Genomic DNA, 12153 nt, shown 5'->3' with positions numbered 1-12153 from the left:
GCTGCACGAAGGAGTCGCTTCACAAGAAGGAAGGCGGTACCCGCATGCGCGTGGCAATCGCGGGATCATCAGGTTTGATCGGCACGGCACTCGTCGCGGCGCTGCGCTCGAGCGGGCATGACGTCGTTCGCATGGTCCGGCGCGCGACGCACGCCCCGGACGAGGTGCGCTGGGACCCCACGGCACGGCTCGACCCCGCGGTTCTCGCATCCACTGATGCGGTGATCAACCTCGGTGGCGCGAGCATCGGTGATCGGCGCTGGACCGGCGCGTACAAGCAGGAGCTGCGCGATAGCCGGATCGGGCCCACCGAGGTGCTGGGCGAGGCCGCGGCGGCCGCAGGGGTTCCCACCATGATCAGCGCGAGCGCTGTCGGCTTCTACGGCGACACTGGCAGCAAGAAGGTCGATGAGTCCTCGCCCGCCGGAGAGGGCTTCCTCGCGAGCCTGTGCGAGGAATGGGAAGCGACCGCGCAGCGGCACGCGACGCAGGGCACACGGGTCGCTTGCATCCGCACCGGCGTGGTCCTCTCCCGCGCGGGAGGCATGCTGCCCAAGCTGATCCCCCTCTACAAGCTCGGCCTCGGCGGGCGTCTCGGCGATGGCCGGCAGTACTTCCCCTGGATCAGCCTGGAGGATCACGTCCGGGCCGTGGAGTTCATCCTTGGCAACGAGGCTCTTCAGGGCCCGGTAAACCTGACCGGGCCTGCTCCTGTCACGAACGCGGAGTTCAACCGGGCATTCGCCAAGGCCACGCACCGCCCGGCGCCATGGATCGTGCCCGGCTTCGCGCTCAAGGCCGCCGTCGGAGAGTTCGCCTCGGAAGGCATCCTCGGCGGCCAGCGCGCGATACCGGCCAAGCTCGAGGCCGCGGGGTTCGACTTCGTGCACAACACGATCCGCGAGGCGCTCGATGCCACTCTCGCCGCATCGAGCCACTCCTAGGCGCCGCGCACCGGGCATGGGCCGCCCCCGCGAGGAGTACGGTGGCTTCCATGAGTGAGCGCAGCGCTTCCGCCCGGTCATCCGTGACCGCGCTGGAGTTCGTCGAGGCCGGAACGGTCGACTACCTCGCAGCATGGGCCCGGCAGCGCGAGATCGCGGGCGCACGCGCCCGCGGCGAGGGCTCCGACACCGTCCTGCTGCTCGAGCACCCGCCCGTCTACACGGCCGGGCGGCGCACCGTCGATGCCGAGCGGCCCACCGATGGCACGCCCGTCATCGACGTGGATCGGGGCGGGAAGATCACCTGGCACGGCCCCGGCCAGCTCGTCGGCTACCCCATCGTTGCTCTCGCCGAGCCCATCGATGTGGTGGGCTACGTGCGGCGGATCGAGGAAGCACTCATCTCGGTGGTCACCGGCCTCGGTGTTCCCTGCGGGAGGATCGACGGACGATCTGGCGTGTGGCTGCCAGCGGGCGCGCAGCCAGGGCCCGATGGCGAGACCCGGTTCCTGCCGGAGCGCAAGATCGCGGCGATCGGCGTCCGCGTCGCCCGTGGCGTCACGCTGCATGGGTTCGCGCTCAACTGCAACAATGTGCTCGATGCGTTCGATGCGATCATCCCCTGCGGCATCACCGATGCCGGGGTGACCTCGCTCTCGCGCGAGCTCGGCCGCGAGATCACCGTCCACGACGTCATTCCTGCCGTCACGGACGCCGTGGCACTGGCGCTTGATGGGGAGCTCCCCGTCTCGGAGCATCCCGTGCCGCGACCCTCCCCCGCCGCGGGCGATCATGTCCCCGGCCCCCGGGTGACGACGTACAGCTTCACCTAGCCGTGCGTGGCCTCGCGGCCACTGATGACCACTGCACCCAAGCGTAGGATCGAGATCGTGACTGTCGCACCAGAAGGACGCAAGCTGCTCCGCGTCGAGGTTCGCAACGCGGAGACCCCCATCGAGCGAAAGCCGGGCTGGATCCGCACGCGCGCGACGATGGGACCCGAGTACACGGAGCTCAAGGGCCTCGTGCGCCGCGAGGGCCTGCACACCGTCTGCGAGGAAGCGGGCTGCCCGAACATCTTCGAATGCTGGGAGGATCGCGAAGCGACGTTCCTCATCGGCGGCGACCAATGCACCCGGCGCTGTGACTTCTGCCAGATCGACACCGGCAAGCCCGCGGCGCTCGACCTCGACGAGCCACGCCGTGTTGCCGAGAGCGTGCAGGCTATGGGGCTGCGCTATTCCACCATTACCGGCGTTGCCCGCGATGATCTCGACGACGGTGGCGCATGGCTGTACGCCGAGACTGTCCGGCAGATCCACTCGCTGAATCCCGGCACCGGCGTGGAACTGCTCATCCCGGACTTCAACGCGGACCCCGGCCAGCTCGAGGAGGTCTTCTCCTCCCGCCCCGAGGTGCTCGCCCACAACGTGGAGACCGTGCCGCGCGTATTCCGCCGCATCCGCCCGGCCTTCCGCTACCAGCGGTCCCTCGATGTGATCACCATGGCGCGCGATGCCGGGCTCGTCACGAAGTCGAACCTGATCCTCGGGATGGGCGAGACTCCTGAAGAAGTCACCGAGGCTCTCGCTGATCTGCACGAGGCGGGCTGCGACATCATCACTATCACCCAGTACTTGCGTCCCTCGCCGCGGCACCACCCCGTGGAGCGCTGGGTGCGGCCGGAGGAGTTCGTGGAGCACTCCGATACAGCTCGCGAGCTTGGCTTCGCCGGGGTGATGGCAGGGCCACTGGTGCGCTCCTCCTACCGGGCAGGGCGACTGTACGCGCAGGCGATCGCTCATCGCGGCGAGAGCATCCCCGAGAACCTCGCGCATCTCGACCGGGGTGGTGCCGCGTCGCAGGAAGCCAGCGCCGTCCTCGCCCGATACCAGGGATAGCAACGGACCCACCTGGCTCGCCCGCGAGCTCCCACACCGTATCCTGGAGGCATGGCGAAGGCGGAGAAGCTCGACAAGGAGCAGCGAAAAGCACTGAAGGCTGCCCGCAAGGCACGGTCGCGGGAACGGCGGTCACAGCTGTGGCAGGCGTTCAAGATGCAGCGCGAGCAGGACAAATGGTTGATTCCGATCCTCGTGGGCACGATCGTCGTGACCACGGCCGTCATGTTCGGCATCGGCGCCCTGGTCGGAGCGCAATGGCTGTTCCTGCCGCTGGGCCTGATCCTCGGTTTGCTGCTGGCCTTCATCATCTTCGGCCGCCGCATGACCCAGTCCGTGTACAAGAAGGCCGACGGCCAGCCCGGAGCGGCCGCCTGGGCCCTCGAGTCGCTGCGCGGTCCGTGGATCGTCTCCAACGCGGTGGCCGGCACCACCCAGCTCGATGCCGTGCACCGGGTGCTGGGCCGCCCCGGTGTGATCCTCGTCGGCGAGGGCACCCCGCACCGTGTCAAGAGCTTGCTCGCCCAGGAGAAGAAGCGCGTGGCCCGGCTCGTCGGCAACACCCCGATCTACGAGATCATCGTCGGCAACGACGAGGATCAGATCCCGCTCTCGAAGCTGCAGAAGGCCGTGAACCGGCTGCCGAAGAACATCAATCGCAAGCAGATGGACGCCCTCGAGAGCCGTCTCGCGGCGATCGCCTCCCGCTCCGGGGGCCCCGCCATGCCCAAGGGGCCGGTGCCCGGTGGCGGACGCATGAAGAACGTCCAGCGCACCATCCGCCGCCGCTAGCAGCCGACCGGGAGCGGACTACCACCCCTAGCGGGAGCGGATGACCACCGTGTCGGTGACCCGATCGTGCAGCCCTCGACCATCGCGATCCCAGATCGCGGCGGGGATCAGCAGGAACACGAGGATCGCGCGCAGGATCGAGCGTCCGAGCCCCACCGCGGCCGGGCTGTGCGCTCGTTGCACGCGCAGGCCGAACAGTGCCTGCCCGGGCGTGAAGGAGAACAAGAAGACGGCCAGGATGGCGACAGCGAACCAGACGAGCAGGCTCCACTGGCGAGGCGGGTCCGGCAGCGTGAACAGGCCCGCGACCAGCGCGGCCATGATGATGTCGGCGAAGAACGCGCCACTGCGGCGCAGCCAGGTGGGCATCGATCCGGGGCCGTCCGCGGGCAGCCCGAGGCTCTCGCCGCGGTACAGTTGCTCGTTGCCGGTCTGGCCTTCGGGCAACGCGGCCGAAGGTCCGTAGAGCCAAGATCCAATATTTCGGGGCATAGTCACTAGGATAGTGACCGTACCGCGCGGTCACGCCCGGGCAACCGATGCATGGACCGGGGCGGCCAGGATCACACGGGGCCGGGAACAGCTCGTGTCGATTCGTCGAACTCGCCGGATTTGGTAACACGGGTGAAACATCCGGGTGACCGCTAGGCAATACCAACTTCATACCGTTCCCATTGATTACCCGCCACTGAGCAACCGATCGCGGCGGGGCCTTGACTGAAGGAGCAGACGCGTGGCGTTTTCCAATGCCGAAGAAGTCTTCAAGTTCATTAAGGATCAGAACGTCGAGTACGTCGATGTTCGATTCTGCGACCTCCCGGGCGTGCAGCAGCACTTCTCGATCCCGGCGTCGACGTTCAACCAGGACGTCATCGAGGAAGGTCTCGCGTTCGACGGCTCGTCGGTGCGTGGTTTCCAGTCGATCCACGAGTCCGACATGCTGCTGCTCCCGGACGTCACGACCGCGCACATCGACCCGTTCCGTGCCGCGAAGACCCTGAACATCGTGTTCTCGGTCCACGACCCGTTCACCCGCGAGGCCTACAGCCGCGACCCGCGCAACGTTGCCCGCAAGGCGGAGGAGTACTTGGCCTCCACCGGCATCGCCGACACCGCGTTCTTCGGTGCCGAGGCCGAGTTCTACCTGTTCGACTCGGTCCGCTTCGACTCGCAGGCCAACGGCTCGTTCTACGAGATCGACTCCAAGTCCGGATGGTGGAACACCGGCGTCGACCGCGAGGCCGACGGCTCCCCCAACCTGGGCTACAAGGTGCGCTACAAGGGCGGCTACTTCCCCGTCGCGCCCTACGACCACTACGTCGACCTGCGCGATGAGATCACCACCAACCTCACCAACGCTGGTTTCGAGATCGAGCGCGGCCACCACGAGGTCGGCACCGGCGGCCAGGCCGAGATCAACTACAAGTTCAACACTCTCCTCCACGCGGCCGACGACCTGCTGCTGTTCAAGTACATCGTCAAGAACACCGCCTGGAAGGCCGGCAAGTCCGCCACCTTCATGCCGAAGCCCCTGTTCGGCGACAACGGCTCGGGCATGCACGTCCACCAGTCGCTGTGGAAGGACGGCAAGCCACTGTTCCACGACGAGGCTGGCTACGCCGGACTCTCGGACATGGCCCGCCACTACATCGGCGGCATCCTGCACCACGCGCCGTCGCTGCTCGCGTTCTCCAACCCCACGATCAACTCGTACCACCGCCTCGTGCCGGGCTACGAGGCCCCGATCAACCTGGTGTACTCGCAGCGCAACCGCTCCGCCGCGGTCCGCATCCCGATCACCGGCAACAACCCGAAGGCCAAGCGCCTCGAGTTCCGCGCGCCCGACAGCTCCGGCAACCCGTACCTCGCGTTCGCGGCGTGCATGATGGCCGGCCTCGACGGCATCCGGAACAAGATCGAGCCGCCCGCCCCGGTCGACAAGGACCTCTACGAGCTCCCGCCGGAGGAGGCCAAGGGCATCCCGCAGGCACCCACCTCCCTCGAGGACGTCATCGACAACCTCGAGAAGGACCACGAGTTCCTCACCGAGGGCAACGTGTTCACCACCGACCTCATCGAGACCTGGATCGCGCTCAAGCGCGAGCAGGAAATCGATCCGGTCCGCCTGCGCCCGCACCCCTACGAGTTCAACCTGTACTACGACGTGTGATCCTCGCAGCGTGCTGAGCAGCTCCTCTCGCTGCTCCACGCGCTAGGCACGCTTCCGGTCCGCCCGCCCCACGATCTCGGTCGTGAGGCGGGCGGACCTTTTCGTGGCTGCGGTTTGCGGCGCGTCGCGGCGGTGTTCTACGGCGGGGAACGGCGGCGGGGAACAGCGGCCACCCATCGCCTACCCATGCCACGGATAGCTCCCAGGTGCCACCGATATTTCGGTGGCAGCTCGGCGTAGAGGTGGCAGCAGCCGGGTATCCGTGGCAAATCTTCCGGAGCGCGGCCCGGGTAGCGGAGGTACACGGCCGCGGCGTGCCACTATCCCTGGGGGCGGCCGGTGGCGGCCGGGCACCCCGCGGCAGGGGCGGCGGCCGCGCTCACGGCCCCCTGGCGGCAAAAGCACGGGAAACCATCAAACGCGATAGAAACTGACCTGGGTTTCCCGCAGCTTCTATCGCGTTTGCGACCAGGCGACGGCGCGGCCCCACGGCAACACGCCCCGCCCCACGGCCCGAGACTCTCGACCAGGCGGCCCTGCGCCCCGGCGACCCCGCGCACGGCAACGGCCCGCGGGGATTTCCCGCGGGCCGCGCTGGTGTTGAGTTGTACCGCTGGGGACGGTGGCTACCGGCTGCCTGACCCCGTTATCGGGACAGGGCCAGTTGTCGGTGCCTGGTCCTCAGTGGCTGGCTCAATTCGCCTGCCCGTACTTGGCGAGGATCTTGTCACGCTTCTTGGGGTCGATGTTGGCCTGCGTGATGTCGCCGTCATAGTGATCCAGCACTCGCTTGTCCATCACTGCCCGCCAGACGGGCGGGATGGCCGCGAGGACGATCATGGTCGCGTAGCCACCGGGCAGCTGGGGCGAGCCCTTCATGCTGCGCAGGATCTGGTAGCGGCGGGTCGGGTTGGCGTGGTGATCGGAGTGGCGCTGCAACTGGTAGAGCGCGAGGTTGGTGACCAGGTGGTCGCTGTTCCAGCTGTGGCGCGGGGCGCAGCGCTCGTAGCGGCCGGACTCGAGCTTCTGGCGCTTGAGGCCGTAGTGCTCCAGGTAGTTGACGATCTCGAGGAGCGAGAACCCGAGCACGGCCTGGATGACCAGGTACGGCAGGACGTTCCAGACGCTGTAGTTATCCAGCACGCCAGCGAAGCTCAGGGCCTGCAGGCCGACCAGGATGCCCCCGAAGAGGACAACCGACATCAGCCAGGCGTTGAGCACATCGTTCTTCAGCGTCCAGGGCGACTTGCCGAGGCGCTCGAGGCGGTTCTTCTCCAGCTCCCAGGCGGAGACGAAGGCACCCTTGACCGAGCGCGGCCAGAAGCGGTAGAACGACTCGCCCATGCGCGAGGAAGCAGGGTCCTCCGGGGTGGCGACTCGGACGTGGTGGCCGCGGTTGTGCTCGATGAAGAAGTGGCCGTAGAAGGACTGCGCGAGGACGATGCGGGACATCCAGCGCTCGTGCTCCTCCTTCTTGTGGCCCATCTCGTGCGCGACGCTGATGCCGATGCCGGAGGTCACGGCAACCGTGGTGGCCAGGCCGATGCTCTCGAATACGGAGAGGTTGCCGGTGGCCCAGAGGTAGACCGCGAGGGCCAGGCCGATGTACTGCAGCGGAATGTAGGCGTAGGTGACCCAGCGGTAGAACCTGTCCTGGTCGAGCTCTTCCATCACCTCGTCGGGCGGGTTCTGGCCGTCAGGGCCGAAGACGATGTCGAGCAGCGGGATCAAGCCGAATACGATGATCGGCCCGCCCCAGTAGAGCCATCCCCAGCCAGTGAGCTCAACTAGCCCGACCGCGAGGAACACCGCCGAGGCAGGGATCAGCGAGAAGATCCACAGGTAGCGCTTGCGGTCCCGCCACCGCTCGACGTTCTCCGCGCCAGTGTCGACGGCGTCGACCGTCGTGTCCTGGTTCAGTGATGTGGTCATACGAGATAACACCTCATCGTGTTGGTGTGCTCGGCCCCGATGCCGAAGCAGCTTGTGGATTTGACTATAAGGGGTACCCCGTTCCTTGGCTAGACACGATCTACGGTTTTGTCCACAGCAGAGACGCAAAGACCGCTCTTGACGCTAGCTGCAGCAAGCGCAATCACTCGCGGATGATCAAGAACTGGTAACAAACAAGCAGGTCAGCATGGTTTGATACCTGCATCCATCCATCCCGGATCGGCGCGTGCCCGCTAGCTACCATCGGTATGCGACGTTCATCACACCAAGGCCAGCACCCCCTCCTGTCCGCGACGGCACTCCCTTGCCCGCTGGTGCTCTCTTTCGCGAGCACACCCCGGCGACCGGCGAGCGCCCATCACCGGTGGCGCGAGTTCGCCACTAAGCTGGGGGTGCGCTCTGCTCCGCAGCGCGCCGATCGATCGTGTCGTCACCATGTATGGGGGGTCTTGCCGTGTTGCCGTTCCGGCACGTTTTCCGCAGCCCGGAGCCGGAGATCCTGCCACCGCTCCGCAAGAGCAGACTGCTGGGCCGCCGCGCCCCCTCGATGCGGCCGCTTGACCGGCGCGCGATCGAGATGGAGAGCCGCCGCAAGCAGGGCTTGCTCGACCAGCGCCGGCCCGTCCGCAGCGACCGTGCCATGCTTCCCAGCGTGCCCTCGAAGACCCAGTACTCTGGGAGCATGCTGCTGGTGGATGTCGCGTTGTTGCCGGTTCGCGCGAGCATCGTGGGCGTGCGGGTCACGGTGATGGCGAGCCAGTGGGTCCGCCCGGACGGGCCGCTGCGCCGGGAGAATGGCCTGATCGATATGGCTGACGTGATCGTGGGCAAGAACGGGGTGGCCGAGCAGGTGATGACGCTGCTCTCCAACCCGTACGGCCCCGTCGCGCTGCTGCGCGCCATCACGTCGGCGACGTCGCCGGAGCGTCCACTTGGCAAGGCGATCCAGGACGGGGGCATCGTGGACTCCGCGCTCGCCCCGGACGGCATGGTGGATCGGGTGTTCCAGTCGGGCGGCTTCGTCGAGCGGGTCGTGATGGAGAACGGTCTCGCGGAGCGGATGCTCGCCCTCCTCGAGAACATGGTGGCGATCGCGCCCACCATCGAGGGCTTGCAGGATCCGCTGGCCCGCATCGAATCGGCCTCCCGCTACATCACCGAGGCGGCGGAGCCATTGACGGATCTCGCGGCACGCCTCCCCCGGCCTCGGTTCCCGCGGGTGGCGTGGCCGAACGGTGTGCGCGAGGACCTCGTGGAGCCACCGGTCGAGGTGAAGCCACCCTCGCGGGGCAAGGCCGCGCCCGAGCCCGCGCCGCGCACCGGGAAGCGTCCTCCGGGGAAGTCCTAGACCGCGGCGTCAGCCGCCGAATACCCGCTCCACCACAGTCCGCGCCCTGCGGGTGATGCGACGGTAGTTCTCGACGAACTCGCCTGGATCACCACGCCAGCCCGAGACGTACGCGACGGCGCGCAGGTCCGATCCCCCACTGGGAATCTGGTCAGAAGGCTTGCCACGCGCGAGCACGAGCGCGTTGCGTACCTTCGTCGCCGTGGTCCATGCCTCCCTCAGCAGCTCGGTATCGTCCGCGGCGAGGAGTTCCTCGGCGGCGATCGCCTCAAGCGTCTCCAAGGTCGAGGTATTGCGGAGGCTCGTGAGCTCGTGCGCATGCTGCAGCTGGAGCAGCTGCACCGTCCATTCGACGTCGGAGAGGCCGCCGCGGCCCAGCTTGGTGTGCGTTTTTGGATCGGCGCCACGCGGCAGTCGCTCGGAGTCGATGCGCGCCTTGATCCTGCGTATCTCGCGCACCGCGCCGCTCGACACACCGCCCTCGGGATAGCGGATCTTGTCGGCCATGTGCAGGAACTCGAGGCCGAGATCCTGGTCTCCCGCGACCTGGTGCGCGCGCAGCAGGGCTTGCACTTCCCAGGTCTGGGCCCACTGGCTGTAGTAGGCATCGTAGGCAGCGAGGGTACGCACCATGGGCCCGCTGCGTCCCTCCGGCCGGAGGTTGGTGTCCACCTCGAGGGGAGGGTCCGTGCTTGGCGCCCCGAGATGCTTGCGGATTGCCTCGGCGATGCTGGTCGCCCATTTCACCGCCACGGTCTCATCGATGCCGGGCAGCGGGTCGCAGACAAAGAGGACATCCGCATCGGACCCGTAGCTGATCTCGGCCCCGCCGAGGCGCCCCATCCCGATGACCGCGATGCGGGCGGGCGCAGGCTCTCCCCGCTCCTCGACGCTGGCGGCGATAGTCGCACCAAGCGCGGCCTCGAGGACAGCGACCCAAACCGAGGAGAGCGCATGGCATACGTCGGGCACGGTGAGCATCCCGAGGATATCGGCGGAGGCGACCCGCGCGAGCTCGGCGCGGCGCAGCGAGCGGGCCGCGGAGATCGCCCGCTGGGCGGTCCCATGCCGCTCGGCGGACGCGATCAGCCCCTTCGCCACATCGCTGGGGTCTGTGCCTATGAGCTTGGGACCGTCCGCGCCGTCCGCGTAGAGCCGGAGCACATCGGGCGCGCGGAGAAGCAGCTCGGGCACGTACGCGGAGCAGCCGAGGATGTGCATGAGACGGCGGGCCGCGGCCCCCTCGTCGCGCAAAGTGCGCAGGAACCACTGCTTGTCGCGGAGCTCCTCGGACATGCGCCGGTAAGCGAGCAGGCCCGCGTCCTGGTTGGGCGTATCGCTGAGCCAGTCGAGCAGGGTGGGCAGCAGCAGCGCCTGGATGCGGTTGCTGCGGGTAACGCCGCCGGAGAGCGCCTGGAGGTGGCCGAGCGCGTTGCGGGGCGCGGAGTAGCCGAGCGCGCCGAGCTGGCGGATGGCCGCATCCTCGGTGAGGCGCAGCGCATCGGTATCGAGCTTGGAGACCGACTCGAGCAGCGGACGGTAGAACAGCTTGGAATGGATGCGGCGGACACGCGAGATGTTGCGCTTGATGTCCTGGATGAGCATTCCCGCGGCGTCGGTCCGGCCGTCTGGACGGATGTGCGCGGCACGGGCGAGCCAGCGCAGCGCCTCGGCATTGTCGAAGGCAGGCAGGGTGTGGGTGCGCGAGAGCCGCTGCATCTGGAGCCGGTGCTCGAGCAGTCGGAGGAACTCGTACGATGCGGTGAGGTTGGCGGCGTCCTCGCGGCCGATGTAGCCACCGGAAGCGAGCGCGGTGAGGGCCTCGGTAGTGGCGGTGACGTGCAGGCTCTCGTCGACGCGCCCATGCACGAGCTGGAGCAGCTGCACGGCGAACTCGACGTCGCGGAGCCCACCGGAGCCGAGCTTTATCTCGCGGTCGCGGATGTCGTCGGGGATGAGGGACTCGACGCGGCGGCGCATCTTGCGGACGTTGTCGACGAAGTCGTCGCGCTCGGAAACGATCCAGACCATGGGGTTGAGCGCGGTGACGTACTGCTCGCCGAGCTCCATGTCACCGGTCATCGGGCGGGCCTTGAGCAGCGCCTGGAACTCCCAGGTATGCGCCCACCTCTTGTAGTAGGCGATGTGCGCGTCGAGGGTGCGGACAAGCGCTCCGGACTTTCCCTCGGGGCGCAGGGCCGCGTCGACCTCGAAGAACGCTGCGGAGCCGATGCGCATTAGCTCGCTGGCCAGGCGAGTGGCGGTGCTGTCGGCGGGCTCCGCGACGAAGATGACATCGACGTCGGAGACGTAGTTGAGCTCGCGTGCCCCGCACTTGCCCATGGCGATCACGGCCAGCCGGGACGGGCAGGGCTTATCGGGGCAGACCGTGGCGACGGCGACCGCGAGGGCCGCGGTCAGCGCGGCATCAGCGAGGTCAGTGAGGTGGCGGACCACAGAGGTGTAGGGCAGGACCGGTTCGTTCTGCACGGTGGCGGCGAGGTCCGCGGCGGCGAGGAGGAGCAGCTCGTCCCGGTAGGCGTTGCGCAGGGCCGGGATGGCGGCGTGGCCCGTGGTGGTGGCGCGGTAGATCAGTGACCGTGCCGGGTCGATGCCGTCGATCGGCTCGGGCTCGGGCTTGGCCTCGACAGCGGCGAGCATATTGGCGCGCAGCCCCGCCGCATCCGGCAGGTCGAGGTACTCGCCGCGCAGCTCGTGCCACAAGTGGGGCCTCGCGATGAGGTGGTCAGCGAGGGCCGAGGATGATCCGACGACGCTGAACAGCCGTCCGCGCAGGCCCGTATCCTCGCGCAGGGCGGAATCGAGATCACTCCACTCGTCGTGCAGGGCATCGCGCAGGCGGTCTATCGCGAGCAGTGCCCGGTCCGGGTCCGGGGCGCGCGAGAGCGCCCACAGCAGGTCGATGTCCTCGTCTCGGTCCCAGCCCAGCGAGGCGAGGCGATCAGCAGCATGCGAATCGACCATGCCGAGGCGCGCGGGACCGGGGATCAGGGATCGGCCGTGCGGTGGCCGGGCCATCACGCG

The 12153-nt window shown here is 67.9% G+C and carries 9 protein-coding genes; 6 read left to right on the top strand and 3 right to left on the bottom strand.

The features are described from left to right. Positions 1-44: 44 nt before the first annotated feature. Genes QC765_RS12835 through QC765_RS12820 form a run of 4 tightly spaced genes read left to right on the top strand, consistent with a single transcriptional unit; the run spans position 45 to position 3637 of the window. Positions 45-944 carry a TIGR01777 family oxidoreductase gene (locus tag QC765_RS12835; RefSeq protein WP_278314843.1) on the top strand — a complete coding sequence of 300 codons (900 nt, stop codon included), beginning with the start codon at positions 45-47 and terminating at the stop codon, positions 942-944. Positions 945-994: 50 nt separating this feature from the next. Beyond that, positions 995-1777, top strand: coding sequence for a lipoyl(octanoyl) transferase LipB (lipB, locus tag QC765_RS12830; protein WP_278314842.1), 783 nt, complete (start codon positions 995-997; stop codon positions 1775-1777). A gap of 57 nt (positions 1778-1834) precedes the next feature. Beyond that, positions 1835-2845, top strand: coding sequence for a lipoyl synthase (lipA, locus tag QC765_RS12825; protein ID WP_278314841.1), 1011 nt, complete (start codon positions 1835-1837; stop codon positions 2843-2845). A 51-nt stretch (positions 2846-2896) separates the two neighbouring features. Then, positions 2897-3637, top strand: coding sequence for a DUF4191 domain-containing protein (locus QC765_RS12820; RefSeq protein WP_278314840.1), 741 nt, complete (start codon positions 2897-2899; stop codon positions 3635-3637). A gap of 27 nt (positions 3638-3664) precedes the next feature. Here the strand turns inward: QC765_RS12820 and QC765_RS12815 are convergent, their stop codons facing one another. Continuing rightward, complete coding sequence (locus QC765_RS12815) at positions 3665-4129, bottom strand: RDD family protein (RefSeq protein ID WP_278314839.1); 465 nt, start codon at positions 4127-4129, stop codon at positions 3665-3667. Positions 4130-4370: 241 nt separating this feature from the next. On the opposite strand from QC765_RS12815, the gene glnA reads away from it, so the two are divergent. Further along, positions 4371-5807 carry a type I glutamate--ammonia ligase gene (gene glnA / locus QC765_RS12810; protein WP_278314838.1) on the top strand — a complete coding sequence of 479 codons (1437 nt, stop codon included), beginning with the start codon at positions 4371-4373 and terminating at the stop codon, positions 5805-5807. A 693-nt stretch (positions 5808-6500) separates the two neighbouring features. On the opposite strand, the gene QC765_RS12805 is transcribed toward glnA, so the two are convergent. Next, positions 6501-7739 (bottom strand): alkane 1-monooxygenase, encoded by a 1239-nt coding sequence (locus QC765_RS12805; protein WP_278314837.1) that lies wholly within the window; start codon positions 7737-7739, stop codon positions 6501-6503. 460 nt (positions 7740-8199) lie between these two features. On the opposite strand from QC765_RS12805, the gene QC765_RS12800 reads away from it, so the two are divergent. After that, positions 8200-9108: a hypothetical protein gene (locus tag QC765_RS12800; RefSeq protein ID WP_278314836.1), complete on the top strand. Its 909-nt coding sequence runs from the start codon at positions 8200-8202 to the stop codon at positions 9106-9108. 9 nt (positions 9109-9117) lie between these two features. Here the strand turns inward: QC765_RS12800 and QC765_RS12795 are convergent, their stop codons facing one another. Beyond that, a complete protein-coding gene (locus QC765_RS12795; RefSeq protein ID WP_278314835.1) occupies positions 9118-12147 on the bottom strand; it encodes a bifunctional [glutamine synthetase] adenylyltransferase/[glutamine synthetase]-adenylyl-L-tyrosine phosphorylase in 3030 nt (1009 codons plus the stop codon). Positions 12148-12153: the final 6 nt, after the last annotated feature.

Origin of the sequence: Hoyosella levis (assembly GCF_026008515.1) — a bacterium.
Lineage (GTDB): Bacteria > Actinomycetota > Actinomycetes > Mycobacteriales > Mycobacteriaceae > Lolliginicoccus > Lolliginicoccus levis.
The sequence above is the reverse complement of the archived record's forward strand: the minus strand, read 5'-3'. Positions and strand labels throughout refer to the sequence as shown.